16 protein-coding genes are annotated in these 20,151 nt (G+C 36.9%); 6 read left to right on the top strand and 10 right to left on the bottom strand.

Annotation, left to right across the window (positions count from 1 at the left end; genetic code table 11):
- The first annotated feature begins 8 nt into the window (after nucleotides 1–8).
- Entirely contained in the window at nucleotides 9–1,364 is a 1,356-nt protein-coding gene (locus tag HNP25_RS11020) for an oligosaccharide flippase family protein (RefSeq protein ID WP_184134123.1), read from the top strand.
- Nucleotides 1,364–2,197 carry a beta-1,6-N-acetylglucosaminyltransferase gene (locus HNP25_RS11015; protein ID WP_184134121.1) on the top strand — a complete coding sequence of 278 codons (834 nt, stop codon included), beginning with the start codon at nucleotides 1,364–1,366 and terminating at the stop codon, nucleotides 2,195–2,197. The genes HNP25_RS11020 and HNP25_RS11015 overlap by 1 nt, the downstream gene beginning before the upstream one ends.
- Before the next feature lie 124 nt (nucleotides 2,198–2,321).
- Here the strand turns inward: HNP25_RS11015 and HNP25_RS11010 are convergent, their stop codons facing one another.
- Complete coding sequence (locus HNP25_RS11010; RefSeq protein WP_184134120.1) at nucleotides 2,322–3,404, bottom strand: Gfo/Idh/MocA family protein; 1,083 nt, start codon at nucleotides 3,402–3,404, stop codon at nucleotides 2,322–2,324.
- Nucleotides 3,405–3,647: 243 nt separating this feature from the next.
- Between HNP25_RS11010 and HNP25_RS11005 the strand changes: the two genes are divergently transcribed.
- On the top strand, nucleotides 3,648–4,268 hold the full coding sequence (locus HNP25_RS11005; protein WP_221432448.1) for a 3-keto-disaccharide hydrolase: 621 nt from the start codon (nucleotides 3,648–3,650) through the stop codon (nucleotides 4,266–4,268).
- A 179-nt stretch (nucleotides 4,269–4,447) separates the two neighbouring features.
- Nucleotides 4,448–5,329: an AraC family transcriptional regulator gene (locus tag HNP25_RS11000; protein ID WP_184134118.1), complete on the top strand. Its 882-nt coding sequence runs from the start codon at nucleotides 4,448–4,450 to the stop codon at nucleotides 5,327–5,329.
- An 81-nt stretch (nucleotides 5,330–5,410) separates the two neighbouring features.
- Here the strand turns inward: HNP25_RS11000 and HNP25_RS10995 are convergent, their stop codons facing one another.
- The 4 genes from HNP25_RS10995 to HNP25_RS10980 form a co-directional block, all read right to left on the bottom strand.
- On the bottom strand, nucleotides 5,411–6,484 hold the full coding sequence (locus tag HNP25_RS10995) for a dipeptidase (protein WP_184134116.1): 1,074 nt from the start codon (nucleotides 6,482–6,484) through the stop codon (nucleotides 5,411–5,413).
- A 67-nt stretch (nucleotides 6,485–6,551) separates the two neighbouring features.
- Entirely contained in the window at nucleotides 6,552–7,670 is a 1,119-nt protein-coding gene (locus HNP25_RS10990) for a D-TA family PLP-dependent enzyme (RefSeq protein WP_184134114.1), read from the bottom strand.
- 3 nt (nucleotides 7,671–7,673) lie between these two features.
- Nucleotides 7,674–8,159, bottom strand: coding sequence for a RidA family protein (locus tag HNP25_RS10985; RefSeq protein WP_184134112.1), 486 nt, complete (start codon nucleotides 8,157–8,159; stop codon nucleotides 7,674–7,676).
- 214 nt (nucleotides 8,160–8,373) lie between these two features.
- Nucleotides 8,374–8,910, bottom strand: a complete 537-nt coding sequence (locus HNP25_RS10980) for an alpha-L-fucosidase (protein ID WP_229202838.1) — start codon at nucleotides 8,908–8,910, stop codon at nucleotides 8,374–8,376.
- Between the two features lie 127 nt (nucleotides 8,911–9,037).
- Between HNP25_RS10980 and HNP25_RS21715 the strand changes: the two genes are divergently transcribed.
- A complete protein-coding gene (locus tag HNP25_RS21715; RefSeq protein ID WP_221432446.1) occupies nucleotides 9,038–9,184 on the top strand; it encodes a hypothetical protein in 147 nt (48 codons plus the stop codon).
- A 129-nt stretch (nucleotides 9,185–9,313) separates the two neighbouring features.
- Here the strand turns inward: HNP25_RS21715 and HNP25_RS10975 are convergent, their stop codons facing one another.
- The 5 genes from HNP25_RS10975 to HNP25_RS10955 form a co-directional block, all read right to left on the bottom strand.
- Nucleotides 9,314–9,730 carry a DUF983 domain-containing protein gene (locus HNP25_RS10975; RefSeq protein ID WP_229202837.1) on the bottom strand — a complete coding sequence of 139 codons (417 nt, stop codon included), beginning with the start codon at nucleotides 9,728–9,730 and terminating at the stop codon, nucleotides 9,314–9,316.
- Nucleotides 9,731–9,929: 199 nt separating this feature from the next.
- Nucleotides 9,930–11,180 (bottom strand): sugar MFS transporter, encoded by a 1,251-nt coding sequence (locus HNP25_RS10970; RefSeq protein WP_184134111.1) that lies wholly within the window; start codon nucleotides 11,178–11,180, stop codon nucleotides 9,930–9,932.
- A gap of 205 nt (nucleotides 11,181–11,385) precedes the next feature.
- Nucleotides 11,386–13,317 carry a glucosamine-6-phosphate deaminase gene (gene nagB, locus HNP25_RS10965; protein WP_184134109.1) on the bottom strand — a complete coding sequence of 644 codons (1,932 nt, stop codon included), beginning with the start codon at nucleotides 13,315–13,317 and terminating at the stop codon, nucleotides 11,386–11,388.
- A 458-nt stretch (nucleotides 13,318–13,775) separates the two neighbouring features.
- Nucleotides 13,776–15,239: an aldehyde dehydrogenase (NADP(+)) gene (locus HNP25_RS10960; protein WP_184134107.1), complete on the bottom strand. Its 1,464-nt coding sequence runs from the start codon at nucleotides 15,237–15,239 to the stop codon at nucleotides 13,776–13,778.
- A gap of 101 nt (nucleotides 15,240–15,340) precedes the next feature.
- Nucleotides 15,341–16,054 (bottom strand): NUDIX hydrolase, encoded by a 714-nt coding sequence (locus tag HNP25_RS10955; RefSeq protein ID WP_184134105.1) that lies wholly within the window; start codon nucleotides 16,052–16,054, stop codon nucleotides 15,341–15,343.
- A 211-nt stretch (nucleotides 16,055–16,265) separates the two neighbouring features.
- On the opposite strand from HNP25_RS10955, the gene HNP25_RS10950 reads away from it, so the two are divergent.
- The gene (locus HNP25_RS10950; RefSeq protein WP_409012505.1) at nucleotides 16,266–20,015 is read left to right on the top strand and encodes a ThuA domain-containing protein; all 3,750 of its coding nucleotides are present in this window, start codon (nucleotides 16,266–16,268) and stop codon (nucleotides 20,013–20,015) included.
- Nucleotides 20,016–20,151: the final 136 nt, after the last annotated feature.

Raw genomic sequence — 20,151 nt, 5'->3', positions numbered from 1 at the left:
CTGATGGTATGAATTTACAAGGGATAATTTCGAAATTAAAGAATAAACACTTTTTATCGCTCGTTGGTAATGGCTCAATGTCTGTGTTGGCGATGGTAACAGTTGGTATTCTACTTCGGAATATGACATCAGGGGATATTGGCTACTGGTTTTTCTTTCAAACGGTTTTTTCATTGATTGATACGTTTAGAGTAGGTTTCTTACAAACAGCCATGATTAAGTTTTATTCAGGAGCTGAAAGAGAAAAAGCCGATGCAGTGTTGGGTTCAGTATGGTATTTGAGTCTTCTAATCACAGGAGTATTAATTATTCTAAATATTTTGGCGGCATTTGCCATACCATTCATCGATAATTTTGGAATGGAAACGGTGATAAAATGGTTTGGGATTACTTTCTTGTTCACTTTACCTTCATCTGTTGCTGCTTGGACTTTGCAGTCAGATCAACGATTTGATAGCCTTTTACTGATTCGTGTTGTAAGTCAAGGAGCATTTATCATAATGATACTTGTAACTATTTTCTTTACAAGTTTAGACCTCGATTTAGTACTTTTAATCAATGCCATAAGTTCTGTAACCGTAAGTTTGTTCTGTGTTTATCAAGGATGGACCCGAATGCGAACCTTCAGCAAAAGAACTAAAGAATGGATTTTGGAATTGTTTCACTTTGGTAAATACAGTGTTGGAACAAACATCAGTACCAATTTGCTAAGAAGCTCTGATACTTTTGTCATCATGTTTGTTTTGGGTACTGCTGGGCCTGCTGCCATAACGATGTACACAATGCCTATGCGTTTGATGGAAGTTATCGAAATACCTTTGAGAAGCTTTTTATCAACAGCTATGCCTTCAATGTCAGCAGCTTTTAATAGAGGAAACAAAGAGGAAGTAGTAGGCATTATGCAAAAATATGCAGGGACACTTATTCTGGCACTCTTTCCTGTATCAGTAGCGGCAATTATTTTGGCGGATGTGGCTATTGTTATTTTAGGCGGAAACCAGTATTCAGGTTCTCTTGCTGTTTCTACATATCGTATTTTTATGTCTTTTGCTATGTTTTATCCCTTAGACAGATTCCTTGGAATAACGTTGGATATTATCCATCAACCTAGAATCAATTTCTATAAAGTATTAGTAATGCTTGGAATAAATGTCTTGTTTGATTTTATAGGGATTCATCTTTTCGGAAATATCAATGGAGTTGCTCTAGCCACATTATTCACCTTTTTATCAGGCGTATTTTTTGGATATTATTGGTTGAAAAAATATTTAGATTTTACATTAATAGGCTTTTTCACAGCAGGTTTTACAGAAATTAAAGCTATGATACAGGAATATTTACTAAAAAATAAAACAGCAAAATAATGAGGATTGCACATTTAATTTTGGCTCATGCAAACCCTTCTCAAATACAAAGATTAATCAATCGTTTGGCTCATCCCAACGCTGATTTTTATATACATATTGATTTAAAAACAGAAATTAGTCCATTTCTTTCTTTGGCTTCCAAACAAGTAACACTGATTACTAATAGAGTAAGTGTATATTGGGGTGCTTATAGCATTGTGCAAGCAACAGTGAATAGCTTTGAAGAAATTTTGGCATCACCAACAAAATATGATTATATTAATTTGTTGAGTGGACAAGACTATCCCTTAAAAAGTACGGATGAAATCTATGCTTTTTTTGAGAAAAACCCCAATAAAGCATTTATGCACACGCTTTCTGTCGCTACCGAATGGCAAGAAGCGATTCCTAGAGTTACGAAATATCATTTATCCAATTATCAATTTTCAGGGAGAACTACGGTAGAAAAATACATCAACATGTTTTTGCCCCAAAGAAAAATGCCTAATAAATTGATTCCCGTTGGGCGTTCTCAATGGTTTACCATTACAAGTAAACATATTGAATATATTGTAACATACTTACAGCAAAATAAAAATGTAAAACGCTTTTTTGAACTTACTTGGGGAAGTGATGAAATTGTTTTCCAAACAATTCTTTATAATTCTATTTATCAAAACGAAATGGTGAACGATAACCTTCGTTACATAGATTGGTCTGAAGGAAATGCAAGTCCAAAAACCTTTAAAATGGAAGATTTACAGACTTTAATTGGTTCAGGAAAACTATTTGCACGCAAGTTTAATGAAGCCATTGATGGTAATATCTTGGATGCACTTGATGTTAAGTAAAAATTAGAATGCTAAAAGTAAAGTTCGTTATGTGTATCCAGTAATAAAGTCTATGTCGTAGAAACATTGAAATAGGATTTTAAACATGGAGGAAATCCATTTCCTCCATGTTTAAAAATTAAGTTTATAACATCACAGGCAAACCAGTTTTTACCGATTCATCACAAGCGAAAGCGATTCTTAGGCTGTTTACGGCATCTTCCAGATGGTCGGTTAAGTCTAAATCCTCTTGAACTGCTTTCAAGAAAAATCTTTGTTCACGATTGCAAAGTTCTTGATGGTCTGGCTCGTCGGTGAGATTTATCCATTCATCAGCTCTTGTAAAAGCATTTTCTGAATTAATGTCTGAATAATGTACTCTTAAAGATTCCGTTTTGGTATGTGAATCTACATTGTCAGATTTTCCAGCTCCTCCAGCTTCTTTTGCTACAATTGAAACACAACCTTTTGGCCCGATTACGTCTTTGATAAAGAAAGCCGTTTCGCTCATCATTGGTCCCCAACCTGCTTCGTACCAACCCACAGAACCGTCTTCAAAACGAATCTGTAATTGTCCATAATTATAATTTCCTTCAGGAATGTCATCTGTCAATCTCGCTCCAATGGCATTTACTTGTATCGGTTTCGAGCGTGTCATTTGGCACATCACGTCGATATAATGCACGCCACAGTCCACAATCGGGCTTAAACTTTTCATCAAATTACGGTGAACATTCCACATCACGCCATGACTTTGTTGATTCAAATTCATCCGCATCACCAGAGGTTTCCCCATTTCTTGGGCAATTTCTACAAATTTTTCCCAAGAAGGATGATGTCTCAGAATATAACCCACCACCACTTTTTTACCTTTTTCAGCTGCCAAATCCGCTACTCTTTTTGCACCAGCCACAGTATCAGCCAAAGGTTTTTCGATAAAAACATGACAATCGGCTTCCAAAGCCATTACCGCAAAAGCTTCGTGCGTATCTGGATAAGTAGAAATACAAACAGCATCGGGTTTTGTACTTGCCAGAGCTTCGGCATAATCGCTAAAAAGTGGATAGCCACCGCCCAAACGTTCGTTGAGGACCTCTTTACTTTTGCCCGTAGAAACGATTCCGCAGATTTCAAAGCCTTCGGTATTTTGGTAAGCAATGGCATGAGAAGCTCCCATATTGCCACAACCTACCACCAGTACTTTTATGGATTGTTTTTGAAATGTCATGAGTTGAAAATGATGATGATATGATTGAAAACAGTCTTCAAATCTAAGCAGTTCAGTGAATATTTTTATCCTGTTTTTGAGATAAATCTGTGATTTGAATCCATTTTTGATTTTTTAGCTGAGTTTTCCATAAAGTAATGATTATTAATCGGCAACATATTTCCGTACAGGTCAACTCAATGTAAATGGACAGATTTAAAAACATAGATTTGTACTAAGAAAATCCTTTAAAATAGAACAACTATGATAAAAAAAATGACTTCGTTTGTGTTGATGTTACTCTTGTTTTTAAGCATTGGTACACAAGCTCAAACGCCTAAAAAAGGAAAATGGATTTCGCTTTTCAATCAAAAAGATTTGAGTGGCTGGAAGATTTATGGTACAGAAAAGTGGTACGTAGAAAATGGCGAATTGATTTGCGAAAGTGGTCCAGATAAAGAGTACGGATATTTAGGAACAGAGCAAAGTTTTCAAGATTTTGAGTTAAGTCTTCAGTTTAAACAAGAAGCCGACGGCAACAGTGGCGTGTTTTTTCATTCAAGTATTGATGGTACAAAAATCACAGGTTGGCAAGCAGAAGTAGCTCCTCCGGGCCACTGGACGGGTGGAATTTATGAATCTTATGGAAGAGGTTGGTTGATTAAACCAACTGACGATAAAGACAAAGCCTTAAAAATGGGCGAATGGAATACGATGGTTGTAAAAGTGGTAGGCAATCAAGTAACCACTTTCGTAAATGGACAAGAAATGATTACGCTCAATGATGAAAAAATCGGTGGACGTGCGGGAATCATTGCTTTGCAAATTCACAGTGGTGGTGGAATCAAAGTAAAATGGCGTAAATTGAAAGTAAAAACTTTATAAGGAATGTTTTAAAATTTGGGATGACTTGAATCTATTCATCCAATTGGATGAATAGAGCTACTCAAAAATTAACACTATTTTTAAATATTTAGGCTAGTGTTTGTTAAAATAGAGCTAATGTTTTATTTTTATATAAATAGAAAATTCAATTTTCTACCTCATTCACAATACCAAGTCTTATGAAAGTACTTCCATTTACGATTCCAGTTCCTCACGATAAAACAATTATTGTTCAAAAAGACGTTCTACCGCATTTTTATCCACATTTACATAGACATCAGGAAATTCAATTGATGTGGGTTCAGCAAGGCGAAGGCACTTTGATTGCTGATAATAATATGCACCGTTTTCGCTCCAATGAAATTTATTGGTTGGGTGCGAATCAGCCTCATCTTTTCAAAAGCGAAGCTTCTTATTTTCACCCAAAAAGCAAAAAAAAAGTATCAGCGATTGCTATTTTCTTTAATCCAAGCGGACAATTATCTTCTTTTTTTGACTTGCCAGAGATTAATACGCTTAAAAGATTTTTACAGCAACACTCCAACGGATTCAAAATTCCGCAGGAAAATGTTTCAGAAATAGCCAATAAAATTGTTTTGCTCAATAAAAGTAATGGCGTGAGTCAGATGATGTATTTTATAGATTTACTGAGAAGTATTGCCGCTATTCCTTCGCTTTTACCGCTTTCTATGAGTACGCAACCACAGAATTATAGCGAAAACGAAGGTTTAAGAATTAGTAATATCTACAATTTTATCATGCAGGAATACGAAAAGCCCATCACGCTCGAAGACGCTGCAAACAAAGCCCACATGACGCCACACGCTTTTTGTCGGTATTTTAAAAAACATACACGTCATACTTTTTTATCATTTCTCAACGAAGTTCGAATTAATGAAGCCTGTAAAAAATTGACAAACAGCAATAGCGAAACCATTGCCAACGTTGCTTATAGCTGTGGTTTTAACAGTATTACGAATTTCAATAGAGTATTCAAACGCATCACCAATCAGTCGCCTAGCGAATATGTAGAGCGTTATTTCAATCGAGAAGCCAAGTAAGGTTTTGATACTACCAACGGAGAAAGTAACTGTTTTATAATCAGTACTTTGAATTCAACATTCAACATTCATAACTCCTACTTACTTCGCCCAATTCTTTCTCAAAAACCTCAGCCAGTTGCCGTGCATGATGTTTTCGATGTCGGCTTGGGTATAACCTCTTTTTTCGAGAATAGACGGAATCGTCTGTAAATCGGCAATGGTATCTAAATCATAAGGCCCTTGTTCTGTACCAAAAGCTCCATCCAAATCTGAACCAATGCCCACGTGCAAGGTATTTCCAGCCAATTGACAAATATGGTCGAGGTGGTCAACCATCACCGCCAAATTACAGTTCATTTCTTTTGGGGTTGATTTACCTCTTACCCAATTGGGTACCATCATCCAAGCGTCTAACGCTCCGCCAATTACAGCATCACGGCTAATCAATTCCTTAATTTGTTCGTCGCTAAATTGGCGATTATGATTTACCAAACTTCTACACAAATTATGACTTGCCCAAACCGCTCCATTGAAATGATCCATGGCTTCCCAAAAACTATCGTCGCAAAGGTGCGTCGCATCTAAAATGATGTTTAGCCTTTCCATTTCTTTCAATAAATCTTGCCCAGCTTTTCCCATAAAACCAGTCGCATCTGTTCCTTGAGCATAACGTCCTGTCCCGTAATGAGCTGGACCAATAGCACGCAAACCATACTGATAGGCTTTTTCGACATGATTAATCGTCACAAGTGAATCTGCTCCTTCTAAGCTTAAAATATAGCCAATGGCTTTGTTGTCGTTGGGCGTGCCGTCATTCCAAAGCAGTAAATGTTTTTCTAAAGATTCAAGATTATTGATTTGAACCATTTCGCCGCATTCTTCCATGCTTTTGTACCACGCTACTTGTCCTTGCGTTTGAGCCCAAGCCTGTTCGGGAGAAGCCCAACCCGGCAAAGTACAGTCGGGTTTTACAAATCTGGCAATTTGCGTCGCAACGACTAAGCCGATATTCCCTGCTCTTAATGCAGGAAAAGTAACCGTTCCTTTGGCACGGTCTGGCTTATCGCTCATGCCTTTTTCTCTTTCACGAATCTCAGCGACCGATAATCTTAAATCACGATTCCATTCCATTGCATTCATGCTCAGGTCAAGATGTGCGTCTATTGTAAACATATTTTGTAAAACGGGTTTTCAATCCGTCAGAAAAGATAAATTTACGGGTTGGAAACCCGTTTTACGGCTATATGAAAATGGTTTTATCTCTTGCAATTGTTTTCCATTGTTCGCCTGTTAATACTTCATTTTCAACAATATTTGCCCTTTCGTATAAAGAACAAGTTGGGCAAATATGAATGGGCAAACCATAAAAAATATCGCCAATCTGATAAGTATGGTTTTCAGGAACACCCAATACCAAATGTTCTTCGCTTTGTCCGATAAAAGTGACATCTGGAGCATTCAAGAAAAATACTCTTTTGTCTAAAGGATTTTCTGCAGCCACAGATTTATGTCCTAAATCCAAACAAATTTTATCTTTGTCGGGCAAAGAAATTACTCGACTAATTACCAAAGCAGCCGTTTCAAAATCTTGTTCTGGATAAGCATCTTGATAACCTTTATCCCAATACACAAAAGTGCCCGGACTACATTCTATGGATTTTCTTTGAGCATGAATCGGAAAAGTAGGCGTTCCGCCCGCTACAATATTGAGATTTTGAATGCCTTCTTCTTTTAGCTTTTCTACTAAATTTTCTACGGATTGGAAAGCCGTATTACAATTTTGTGTACGAATTTCAAGATTAAAATCACGAATATGTCCGTCGTAAATATGTAAACCTTCAAGCTTTAAGGCTGGTAATTTTTGTAAAGCAATCGCCAACTCAAAAGCCTTTTCGGGTACAATTCCTGTTCGGTTCATGCCTACATTTAAGTCGATATAAAGCGATAAAGTAAGCTGATTTTCCAACGCAATTTTTGACATTACTTCGCCAACCGCCACAGAATCGACCAAACAAGCAAAATGTGTTTTTGGGAAATGTTTAATGATTTCAATCAAACGTAAAAGCTTCGCTCCCACTGGCTGATATGCCAAGAGTACATCTTCTGCTTCGCAAATTGCCAATAATTCAGTTTCGGCAATGGTTGCACATTTGAATTTCTGAATACCAACTTCTTGCAAAAGCTTGGTTACTTCTTTGGTTTTATGCGTTTTGATATGCGGTCGCAAGCGATTTACATCATCAATCGAAGCCAGTAATTTTTGAATATTCTGCTTTACGATACTCGGAAAAACCACCAACGCAGGCGTATCGAGTGTTTCAATATTTTTTATGTTGTACTCAATCGTTTTGTTACTCATGGCTTAGTCTTCATGGAGTTCAAACATTGCTTCAATTTCCACTGGAATATTGTCTGGAAGCGTTCCCATTCCTACCGCACTTCTTACGCCGATGCCGTTTTCTGTTCCCCATACTTGGGCGAAAAGTTCGCTACAACCATTGATTACGTAAGGATGACGTTCAAATTCTGAAACGCAGTTGACCATGCCCAAAATTTTAATGACACGCTTTACTCTATCTAAACTTCCTAAATGCGTTTTGATGGTTGAAAGCATGGTTAAACCCACCTGACGAGCCGCCAATTTTCCTTCTTCGATGTCTAAATCTTTACCAATTCTACCAATAATCAAGCTTTTATCGTCTCTTACTGGGCCGTGACCCGATAAGTATAAGTATTTGCCATCAATTAAATAGGGTTTATAAACACCCAAAGGAAGTGGTGCTGGAGGTAAAGAGAGTCCAAGATTTATGAAAGAAATTTCAGGTGAAAGTACTTCAATAGTGTTCATAATTGTTCTTCTTATTTTTTTAAATTGTTTTTGATGATACAGAAAATCACTGTGACTTTCTGCTTATCTGCAAGGTTTAAAATTTAATAAAAAGAGCTACCCTTTTTAATGATGAGTTTTGAATGAAGAGTTGTGAATTGTTTTTTATTCAAATATTTATAAATCAATTTTTACACTCTTACTTGGCAATCAATTCATAATTCAGCACTCCTATTTACTTCGCTCCATCAATATTACTTTGGCTTGCTTTGCGCGTGTTGAGTTTTCTGAATTTAGCATTTTCGATTTTCAAAACCACCGCATTTTTCCATTGATTATTCGTGTAAAAACTTTGTCCGTTTACGGCACTTACTACCAAACCAATATTGGTTGGAGCAGTATGAATTTTGGCATCAAAATCTTTTTTGTACTCTACCAATTCGCTTTTATAGCCCAAAATACTCACTTTGGTATTGGCATTTCCTTCGATGTGCGTCAACACAAAATTTTTGCGTGTGCCGTACTTCCAATCTTCGTAGCCACTTCGTTGAACGATGGCAGAAATATACTTTTCATCGTTCGACTGCGTAAACCAAATATTGTCTTCACGTACCACAGAAAGCGGTTTTACTTCGTGGATGGCTTCTGCATTGGCAAAATTCCAAAGAGCAATTTCTTGTAAAAGAGATTGTTGTTCAATTTGTAATTCTCCGTCTTGTTTTGATCCAACGTTCAATAAAAAATTCCCTCCTTTTGTTATGATTTCAACCAACTGGCGGCGAAGTTCATCACCGACTATCAGAAATGAAAGCTGATTTGTGTATTTTGGGAACAAATGCCTTGGATGCTCAGGGAGGAGTAACGGATTCTGATTGGGAAACTGTTCAGGTGAAAAGGCAATGAAGAAAGCTTTGGATAAAGTAGCAGTATTGGCAATTTCTGAAAAATTGAATTCTGTTATGAAAATGAAAGTAGCCGACTTGCAAGAAATCGACTACCTCATTACTGAACTGCCCTCCAATTCACCAGAATTATCTGCCTATTAAAATAGCAAATTGCAAGTTATGTAATTGTGAATTAGTGAATTAGTGAATGGGAAGCAACTTTACAGAAATAGAGTTCCCCATTAGTTCTTTTTCAATCTTACTTGTTAAAACAATTCACAACTCACTCAATCACTCATTCACAACTATCTCAGGTTTGTATTTCACAAAACCGAAGAGATGTAAAAAGACAGATCTTGAGATTCTGAAATTAAAAGGAACAGAAACCAATGAAATGACTGTAATTGGAATGATGTAACCCATGATTGGTGGGTCATTGAAAAACCAATATAAAACCACTCCTAAAACTGCTAATATTAAAATAGAAAAACCATAACTCACAAACATTGCTCCATACCAAAATCCTGGTTCTACTTCGTAACGCAAATTACAAACTGGGCAATTATTGTGCATTTGGTCAAACTTATCTACACGAAAAAATGGATATTTAAACATTTTTCCTTCTCTGCACTGTGGACATTTACATGCTGTAATGGCTTGAAAACGAGAAGGCTGATGGTCTAATTTTAAGGTCTGATACTGGCTCATAACTTTATTGTTTTATTGAAAGTAAATGACATTTATCATTTATTAATCATACAACAAAGCTAGAGAAGGACTATCCGAAACAATGGTATTTAACAAGCTGTCTATGGTACTTTTTACTTATTTAGTGATTGAGTGAATTGTGAGTTAGTGATTTTTCTATTTAATCACTAACTCACAATTCACTCAATCACTAATTCTTCTACCACGATTGTTTTTTGTGACCTATCGTAGCAAAAAACAAAATATATAAATAGCAAGGAATCAAAATTAAATATGCTTCTTGAATGCCAAATGATTCTGCCAATTTTCCGTAGAAGTATGGTAAAATCGCTCCGCCACCGATACCCATGATGAGTAAAGCAGAACCAAACTCTGTTTTCTTTCCTAAACCTTTAATCGCTAATGGGAAAATGGCTGGCCACATCAAAGCATTGGCTAAACCAAGCATCGCTACAAAAGCTACTGAAGTAAAGCCAGAAGTGAAAATAATACCAAGTGTAAAAATTACTCCTACTATTCCACAACCCATCAAAGCTTTATTTTGAGAAATGAATTTCGGAATTGCCACAATACCAACAAAATAACCAACCAACATCGCAATTAGCGTTAGCGAAGTAAAGTTTTTAGAAACATCTAAACTGATGCCTAACGAGCTTCCGTATTGTCCGATGGTATCTCCTGCAATTACTTCAACACCCACACAACAGAAAATCGCTAAAATCCCAAATACTAAATTGGCGTGTTGTAAAACACTCTTCTCTCCTGCTTCAGATGCCGTATCGGCTTCTTCTTTACTTGTGTCAATTTCTGGTAAGCTAGACTTGTAAATCAAAAATGCCAAAAGTACTAAAGCGATTGCCATTACAATGTATGGAACAATTACTCTTCCTGCTAATTCGTTCAAGAGTACTTCTTTTTCAGCAGCCAAGCTTGTTTTTAATTGTGTTTCGATGTCGCTCGCTCCTTCTAAAATGATTGCTCCTAAAATCAGTGGACTTAAAGCCCCTGCAATTTTATTACAAACACCCATAATACTGATACGTTGGGCTGCACTTTCAATTGGTCCTAAAATACTGATATAAGGATTTGATGCCGTTTGAAGTAAAGAAATTCCCGCACCTTGAATAAATAATCCTGTAAGAAATAGTGCAAACGAACGAGATTGAGCCGCAGGCACAAAAATAATTGCACCGATTGCCATCACTACTAAACCCCAAGCCATACCGTTTTTAAAACCAACTTTCGTCAGAATCATCGAAGAAGGAATCGCTAAAAAGACATAAGCAATGTAAAAGGCAAAAGTTACCAAAAGTGCTTGGGCATATTCAAGTTCACAAGCGATTTTAAGGAATGGAATAAGCGTTCCGTTGAGCCAAGTGATAAATCCGAAGATAAAAAACAGCATTCCGATAATCACAATGGGAGAAAAAAATGATTTACTTTTAGTCATAATGGTGGTTGGTTTGGGGCAAAATATATCAATAAAGTAAGGATCAAATTCTTAAAAGGTTTATATTAAATAAATTCACTACAGGCATTGCCCGTAGTGAATTTTAATGTTCAAGCATTATTAATATATAACCAGTTCTAACTAAATTTTCAAGTTTTTGAATGAAGTAATGCTTAGCATCTGCATTCAGACGCCAAGCATAATATTAAAAGTGGTATCGCACAAAAGCCTCGATGGCTGCGTATTCTGCAAAACCTAATTTATTGTATAAATCTGCCGTAGCACTGTTTCTGTCTTCAGCACGTTGCCAGAATTCTCTAGAATCGTTTCCCTGGAAAACTACTCCGTCTTTCTGCGACTGATGTTTGAAAATTCCATGACGTTTCTGTAATACTTGTGTTGGACTCATCGGCACAGCCATTTCAATTTCATGAATGTCCCATTCTGCCCAAGCTCCACGGTATAACCAAACCCAACAATCGTTCATGTACTCTTCTTTTTTCAAACGCTCAAGCGATTCAAAAATGGCATCTAAACATACTTTATGCGTTCCGTGTGGGTCAGCTAAATCGCCTGCTGCAAAAATTTGATGTGGTTTTATTTCAGCAATAATATTTGAAACGATTTTGATGTCTGCTTCGCCTAATGGCATTTTTTGAATAGCACCTGTTTCATAAAAAGGCATATTCAAAAAGTGAACATTCGATGATGGAATACCTACAAAACGACAAGTAGCTTTAGCTTCTCCCTGACGAATGATTCCTTTTACATAACGCACCGCAGGAATATCAATTTCACTGTCTTTCTTTTTGCTTAAAAATGCTCTTGCTTCTTCAAAAACAGTATTATATTTTTTGTTTTCAATGTCAAAAGCTGTGTTGAAATCGTCTAAGAAATCAATAAAACGCAAAGCTTCATCATCTGCAACAGCAATATTTCCAGAAGTTTGATATGCCACGTGTACATCATGCCCTTGGTCAACCAAACGTTGGAAAGTTCCACCCATTGAAATAATATCGTCGTCTGGGTGTGGACTAAAAATCAATACTCTTTTTTGAGCAGGAAAAGCTCTTTCTGGTCTGTTGGCATCACTTGCCAATGATTTTCCACCCGGCCAACCCGTAATAGTATGTTGAAGACTTTGGAATACTTGTAAATTAATGTCGTAAGCCTGACCGTAATTGGCGAGTAAATCACTTAATCCGTTTTCGTTATAATCACGATTAGTTAATTTCAGAATCGGTTTATCCAAGCTCAAAGCCAAATTGGTAACGGCTTTTTTCACCATCATTTTATTCCAAATTACTTCATCAAATAACCAAGGTTTTTTGCGGCTACTTAATTCAGAAGCACTGGCTTCGTCTAAAATAAATCTTACATTCTGGTGTCCTTGTAAATATGAAGCTGGAATTTTTTCAGAAACTGTGCCTTCAATCGCTTCTTTAATTACTTGTGCTTTATGTTCACCAAAAGCTAAAAGAACAACTCTTTTCGCTTCCATGATTGCTTTTACGCCCATCGTTACTGCTCTGCGTGGCACTTTTACCAAAGTACCAAAGTCGCCCGCAGCATCCATACGAGTCGTAATATCAAGCGTCATTAATCTTGTTTTCGAGTTCACCAAAGAACCCGGCTCGTTGAAACCGATATGTCCGTTTCTACCGATGCCCAAAATTTGTATATCTAAACCGCCTAATTCTTCAATTTGTGCTTCGTACTCTTTGCAGAAGATGGCGAGTTTTTCTAAAGGTAAAGTTCCTGTTGGAATATGACAGTTTTCAGGAGCAATGTTTACATGATCAAACAATTGTTCTTTCATGAAACGGTGATAGCTCTGTACTGCATCTGGTTGCATCGGATAATATTCATCCAAATTGAAAGTAATCACATTTTCAAAACTTAAACCTTCTACTTTATGAAGACGAATAAGTTCTGCATATACTTTTTTAGGTGTCGAGCCAGTTGCCAAACCCAATACTGCGGGTTTTCCTGAAGCATTTTTTCGGCGGATAATTTTGGCAATTTCTTGTGCTACTGCTTTTGAGGCTTCAGCGGCATCTTTATAAATTTTAGTGGGTACTCTTTCCAGAGAAATACTTTCCTTTTCTAGTTCTATGGCTTCAGTTGCTTCAATCATTTTAATAACAATTTTGAGTAAACATTTCTTAGTTTTGAAATAAGACATGCAAACTTAAAGACAAATGAATTATAGTACCTAATGATATTTAAAATAAAATATTAACAAACAGTAAAATATTTATTTTAGTAATATATTTCCGATTTTATAGGAAATATTCTTTTAAATATTGAATGAGACAAAATGCAACTTCAAAAAATCGGCAATAAAATATTGATTTTTTGAAAAAAAGAGCTATTTTATGTATAAATACAATTTAATATTAAAAATATGCCAATAATTTAAGTCTTTCGTCTGGCAAAACAGACAAGATGAAAGAGAAGGCTTTAGCTAAAAATCCTATAAAAAGAATACGGCTAATGAATTCTCAAAAATTCATCAGCCGTCTTTTAGGTTTTGCAAAAATTATTGAAAATATCAATGTGGAAATATATTTCCGATTGATATAAATTTAATGATTATTTTTTCCATTCGTTATCAACCATTCTCCAAATGTTTAGTGGATTGGTATCTTGTAATTCCGCAGGTAAAAGGCTATCTGGAAAGCTTTGATAACTCGCAGGACGAACAAAACGTTTGATGGCATCTGGCCCAACAGAAGTAAAACGGGCATCCGTACAAGATGGGAACGGCCCGCCGTGGTGCATGGCATAACATACTTCCACACCCGTAGGAACGCCATTGAAAATTAAGCGTCCGCTGATATTTCTAAGTGCTTCTACGATGTCATCATTCGCTTGCAATTCCGTTTCTGTTGCCATAAAAGTAGCCGTAAGCTGTCCTTCTAAATGCTGAATCACGGTAGCCAATTGTGCTAAATCTTTACATTTCACCACCAAAGAATAAGGCCCAAATACTTCTTGGTGTAAAGTAGGATTTGCTAAAAATACATCAGCATCTACCGAAGCAACCGTTGCCAAGCCTTGAATACTATCCGTTTTTTCAACCAGCGATTCTGCCTCAGTTGTTACATTTTCTTGTGCTAAAGCTACTGTTTTCTTGCCTTCGTAGTTTTGATAAATTCCTGCATTCAACATTTTTGAAGGCGAAACTTTTTCGATTTCAGCAGCAAGTACTTTAATAAAGCTTTGTAAATCAGCATTATCAACGCCTAAAATTAGACCAGGATTTGTACAGAATTGTCCGACACCCAAAGTAATTGAACCTGCATAATCTTTGGCAATACTTTCTGAACTTGTCGATAATTTTTCTGGCATCAACACAACTGGATTGATACTTCCCATTTCTGAAAATACAGGAATAGGCTCAGGACGTTGATTCGCCATATCGAACAAAGCTTTTCCACCAGCAAAAGAACCCGTAAAACCAACTGCTTTGGTTACTGGGTGCATTACTAATGCTTTTCCGATTTCAAAACCATTGCCACCATCTACGTGCGAAAAAGTACCTTCTGGCATTCCTGTACGTTCAACGGCACGCAAAATAGCATCAGCAACCATGGCAGAAGTACGTGCGTGTGCTGGGTGACCTTTTAGAACAACTGGACAACCAGCAGCTAAAGCCGAAGCCGTGTCGCCACCAGCGGTTGAATAAGCGTAAGGAAAATTACTTGCCCCAAAAACCACCACCACGCCCAAAGGCACAGACATTTTACGAATATCTACCTTCGGTAAAGGTTTGCGGTCTGGTTGAGCGGTATCGATACGAGCTTCTACCCATGAACCTTCCTCTAAAAGGTCTGCAAACATTTTTAATTGAAAAATCGTCCGTCCACGTTCGCCTAATAATCTAGCTTCAGGAAGATTAGTTTCTTCCATTGTGGTATGAATAAGCTCCATGCCTAAAGCTTCAATTTCTTCGGCAATAGCTCTTAAAAAAACAGCTTTTTGTTTTCCAGAAACCTTACGGTATTGTTTAAACGCTTCAGCAGCTTGAAGCATAATGTTGTTGATATTATCCATGTGATTGATTTCTGCACTTTAATCGTAGTGCAACGTATTTATTAATAAGGGAAATTAAGAGGTAAATTACTTAATGAACAACAACTAAAATCAATAAATTATTATTTTATGAATTTATAAAGATAAGGAGCTTTGTGTGCCGCACCTGTAAATTTCTTTTCTACTCTTTCCAAAATACCCATCGATAATATTTTTCTTTGAAAATTATCTCTTCGTAAAGGTTTATCCAAAATAGTTTCATAAAGTATTTGGAGTTCCTTCATCGTAAAAGTTTCGGGCAATAAATTTAACCCAATCAGTTTATCATCCAACATAAACCGAAGTGTTTCTAGTGCTTTTTGGGTAATTTCTGCATGATCAAAAGCTAAGTTGGGTAATTGATGAATATCGTGCCATTCGCAAGCTTCGTCATAAATACCAATTTTAGTATTTACTTTAGAAAAATCTACCAAAGCATAGTACCCAATTGAAACAAAGCGTTCAAAAACCCAGCTCGTATTATTAATCTTAACATTATTCTTCAATAATATTTTCTTGAGCGTTTCGCCTGTCGAGCGATTTGCTTTGCCAAAAACATAAAACTGTTCAAGATAAATATCTGTTACTCCGGTTCTTTCCTCTAAAATTCTTTGGGCTGCCTTTTCAATATCTTCATCTTTCAAGACATAACCACCAGGCAATGACCACAAATCTAAATTCTTTACTTTAGGTAATAAAACTTTTAATTGCTCTCCGTGAAATCCAAAAATCACACAATCGATAGATAAGTGTGGAATGAATTTCTCTTCGTCAATAATTATTTGTTCGGATTCCATATACTTTCTTTTTGATTCAAAATTTTACAAAAATAATACAAAAACTTGGCGGATTCAAGAAAATGAAGTATCATTGTTCCATAATGAAACAATGATAAAACTTAATCAATTATTTGTTTAATTATTTACGTAAACAGTAAATCATCCACTCAGAATAGTATTCATTTTCAATCATTTAAATTTATTATCTAATTCAAAACAATCATTCAAGATGAGTAAACAACATTACCGATTTCATAGCTTGACGAATACCTTTTTACTGATAATGGGTATTTTTTTGTTAAGTGCTCAGTTACTTGTCGGACAAACGAATCCGCCCAGAGTATTAGTTTTTAGCAAAACGGCAGCTTTCCGCCATCAATCTATCGAAGCAGGGCAAGCTGCTTTTCAGAAAATGGCAAAAGAGAAAGGTTTCACAGTCGATTTAACAGAGGATGCTTCAGCTTTTAATACCGCTAACCTAAAACGTTATAAGGCAGTTGTGTTTTTAAGTACAACAGGTGATGTATTGAATTCTGAACAACAAGGAGAATTTGAACGCTACATTCAAGCGGGTGGTGGTTATTTAGGAATTCATGCTGCTACGGATACTGAGTATGAATGGCCTTGGTATGGTCGTTTGGCTGGTGCGTACTTCTTGGATCATCCGATGCCAAACAATGTACAAAAAGGTAAATTTTATGTTTCACAAAAAAATCATTGGTCAACTAAAATGTTACCTGATGAATTTGAGCGTGAAGATGAATTTTACAGTTTTCAGAAAATTGACCCAACAATTAACGTTGTGGTGAAATTGGATGAAAAAACATACCAAGGTGGAAAAAATGGCGACAATCACCCCATTAGCTGGTATCACGAATTTGATGGCGGTCGCTCTTTTTATACTGCGATGGGACATACCGACCAAACATTTTCTGAACCACTTTTCTTAGCACATCTTTGGGCTGGTTTGAATTATGTAATTGGTGGAGACGCACCAAAGCCGTTGGATTACGCAAAGGCTCGTCCAGAAGAAAACCGCTTTGCAAAAGTAGTTTTAGAAGAAAAACTAAGCGAGCCAATGGAATTGAGCGTGTTGAATGATGGTCGTATTTTATTCATCGAGCGTCGTGGAGATGTTCGTTTGTATAATACTAAAACCAAACAATTAAAAACCATTGCTTCCATTCCAGTAAGTACAAAATATAAAGACAAAGAAGGTAAAATTTCGGAAGCGGAAGATGGTTTATTAGGTTTGAGTAAAGACCCGAACTTCGCTCAAAATCACTGGATTTACTTATATTATTCTCCAGTAGGCGACGACGCCAAAAACATTTTGACTCGCTATGAATTACGTGGTGATGAATTGATATTAGATTCTAAAAAAGTATTATTAGAAATCCCAACGCAAAGAGAACAATGTTGCCATACGGGTGGCTCTATCGCTTGGGATAAAGCAGGAAATCTTTTCCTTTCAACAGGTGATAACACAAACCCACATGGTTCAAGCGGTTATAGCCCAAGCGACGAACGCCCAGACCGCAGTGCTTGGGATGCTCAGAAATCTTCTGCCAATACGAATGATTTAAGAGGTAAAATCATCAGAATTAAACCTACTTCAGATGGTTCTTATTCCATTCCAGAGGGAAATTTATTCGCAAAAGGTACGCCAAATACTCGTCCTGAAATTTACACAATGGGACATCGTAATCCTTTCCGTATTTCAGTTGACCAGAAAAATGGTAATTTATATTGGGGAGAAGTTGGTCCAGATGCTAACAAACCAGCCGCCGACCGTGGCCCCGCAGGACATGACGAAGTAGGACAAGCACGCAAAGCAGGCAATTATGGCTGGCCTCATTTTGTAGGAGACAACAAAGCCTATAACAAATTTGATTTTGTCAATAATAAATCATTAGAATTGTGGGATGCTAATGCACCAACGAATACTTCACCAAACAATACAGGCTTGAAAGTATTACCGCCTGCACAAAAAGCATTTATTTGGTATCCTTATGGAGAATCTCCAGAATTCCCATTAGTTGGTAGTGGCGGTAGAAATGCCATGGCTGGGCCAGTATTTTATAGTGAAGCTTTCAAAAATGCCAATCATGCTTTTCCGAAATATTACGATGGGAAAGTATTGATTTATGAATGGATGCGTGGCTGGATTATGGCAGTTACTTTGGATAAAGAAGGAAATTATGTTTCGATGGAACGCTTTATGCCAAGCTATAAATTCAGTAATCCGATGGATATGGAATTTGCTGAAAATGGCGATTTATATATGTTGGAGTACGGTTCGGGTTGGTTTACTGCCAATGATGATGCTCGTTTGATTCGCATCGAATACAATGGCGGAAATCGTAAGCCAATTGTACAAATTGCCTCAGGCAAAATGGGTGGAGCCATTCCTTTTAAAGTAGTACTTAGCTCGAAAGGTACAGTAGATGCCGACGGCGATGTGCTGAAATATTCTTGGAAAATCACAGATAAAAAAGGATTTGTAAAAGTAATCAATACGCCAGAAGCAAGTTTGACATTGACGAAAGCGGGCATTTATAAAGCGACGTTAACGGTTTCGGACGGTAAAGGACAAAGCAATAGTCAATCAATGGAACTAACGGCTGGAAATGAACCGCCAACCTTAGCTTTTGATTTACCGAAGAGTAATAAAACATTTTACTTCCCGAATAAACCATTCGATTATGAAGTAAAAGTAAGCGATAGAGAAGACGGCAGTTTGGCTAATGGAAAAATCAAACCTGAGCAAGTAGCAGTAAGTATTGATTATTTGGCAGAAGGTTTTGATAAAATCGCTATCTCACAAGGACACCGTTCGGCAGATGCTTCGGCAAGTTTTGCTTCGGGCAAAAAATTGATGGAAGCAAGCGACTGTAAGGCCTGCCATAGTGTTGACAAAAAATCTGTTGGTCCAATGTACAAAGAAGTAGCAGCGAAATACAAAAACGATGGAGGTGCTTTAGAAAGATTAACTAAAAAAGTAATTTCTGGTGGAAGTGGTGTTTGGGGCGAAGTACCAATGAGCGGTCACCCACAACTTTCGGCAGCGGATGCTTCCGATATGGTGAAGTATATTTTGAGTTTATCGCAAGACAAAGCAAAAGTAAATTCTTTACCCGTAAAAGGTACTTACACAACAAAATTACCTGCAAACGACAAAGGACAAGGAGTGTATATTTTACGTGCTTCTTATCAAGATCAAGGTTCAAAAGATATTCCTTCTTTAGCTTCAGAGAAGACTTTTACTTTGCGTAATGCGAAAATGAGTCCGCATAAATTTGATAAGTATGAAGCCGTTTCAAAAATGTCATTCGGAGGAAATGAATTAGCAATTCCTTCAAAATCTGGCTCTTACGTTTCGCTTTCTCAAATTGATTTAAGTGAAATTAAGCAAATTTCATTCGTAGCCATGACCCCAAAACCGCAGTTAAATGCACAAGGTGGAGTCATTGAAATTCGCATTGATTCGCCAACAGGTAAAGTAATTGGAGCTTCTCCGTTTATCGCCCCAACAGACGAAATGAGTTTTGCAGGAAAACTTGTTGACATCAGTATTGCACCAACAGATGGTACGCATGATTTGTATGTAGTTTTCCAAAATCAAAAAGCAGAAGGACAATCTTTAATGGTGGTAATGGGTGCTGAGTTTAAAACAGAAATTGGAGAATCCGCTCCAGCAGCCACTACAACACCAGAAGCCAAAACGGATTTGACTATTTATGCAGGTAAATATAAAATGACAGGCTTGCCATTTGAAGAAATCTCAATATCAGTAAAAGATGACAAATTGATGATTGATGCTGGCGGACAAGTAGGTGAATTAACGGCTACTGGCACAGCAGATAAATATGATGCAGGCGGAAAAGCCATTGTAGTCTTTATCAAAAATGATGCAGGAGCTGTTACAAAAGTGAAATTAGAAGCGATGGGAATGGCTTTTGATGGAGATAAAAAGTAAGTATAGCAGCATACCTCACCCGCAGCGACGGTCGCCCCAACCCCTCTCCGTCAGAGAGGGGAGCTTTAAATCAAAAAGTCTTCTCCCCTTCTCTACAGGAGAAGGGGCTGGGGGATGAGGTTTTATTTCAAAACCA

The sequence above is a fragment of the Arcicella rosea genome (assembly GCF_014204325.1).
Classification (GTDB): Bacteria; Bacteroidota; Bacteroidia; order Cytophagales; family Spirosomataceae; genus Arcicella; species Arcicella rosea_A.
This window is presented reverse-complemented; position numbering and strand designations above follow the sequence as displayed.

Coding starts and splice junctions, on each gene's coding strand:
- HNP25_RS11020 (WP_184134123.1), top strand. CDS start 9: ATGAATTTACAAGGGATAATTTCGAAATTAAAGAATAAACACTTTTTA.
- HNP25_RS11015 (WP_184134121.1), top strand. CDS start 1,364: ATGAGGATTGCACATTTAATTTTGGCTCATGCAAACCCTTCTCAAATA.
- HNP25_RS11010 (WP_184134120.1), bottom strand. CDS start 3,404: ATGACATTTCAAAAACAATCCATAAAAGTACTGGTGGTAGGTTGTGGC.
- HNP25_RS11005 (WP_221432448.1), top strand. CDS start 3,648: ATGATAAAAAAAATGACTTCGTTTGTGTTGATGTTACTCTTGTTTTTA.
- HNP25_RS11000 (WP_184134118.1), top strand. CDS start 4,448: ATGAAAGTACTTCCATTTACGATTCCAGTTCCTCACGATAAAACAATT.
- HNP25_RS10995 (WP_184134116.1), bottom strand. CDS start 6,484: ATGTTTACAATAGACGCACATCTTGACCTGAGCATGAATGCAATGGAA.
- HNP25_RS10990 (WP_184134114.1), bottom strand. CDS start 7,670: ATGAGTAACAAAACGATTGAGTACAACATAAAAAATATTGAAACACTC.
- HNP25_RS10985 (WP_184134112.1), bottom strand. CDS start 8,159: ATGAACACTATTGAAGTACTTTCACCTGAAATTTCTTTCATAAATCTT.
- HNP25_RS21715 (WP_221432446.1), top strand. CDS start 9,038: ATGAAGAAAGCTTTGGATAAAGTAGCAGTATTGGCAATTTCTGAAAAA.
- HNP25_RS10975 (WP_229202837.1), bottom strand. CDS start 9,730: ATGAGCCAGTATCAGACCTTAAAATTAGACCATCAGCCTTCTCGTTTT.
- HNP25_RS10970 (WP_184134111.1), bottom strand. CDS start 11,180: ATGACTAAAAGTAAATCATTTTTTTCTCCCATTGTGATTATCGGAATG.
- nagB (WP_184134109.1), bottom strand. CDS start 13,317: ATGATTGAAGCAACTGAAGCCATAGAACTAGAAAAGGAAAGTATTTCT.
- HNP25_RS10960 (WP_184134107.1), bottom strand. CDS start 15,239: ATGGATAATATCAACAACATTATGCTTCAAGCTGCTGAAGCGTTTAAA.
- HNP25_RS10955 (WP_184134105.1), bottom strand. CDS start 16,054: ATGGAATCCGAACAAATAATTATTGACGAAGAGAAATTCATTCCACAC.
- HNP25_RS10950 (WP_409012505.1), top strand. CDS start 16,266: ATGAGTAAACAACATTACCGATTTCATAGCTTGACGAATACCTTTTTA.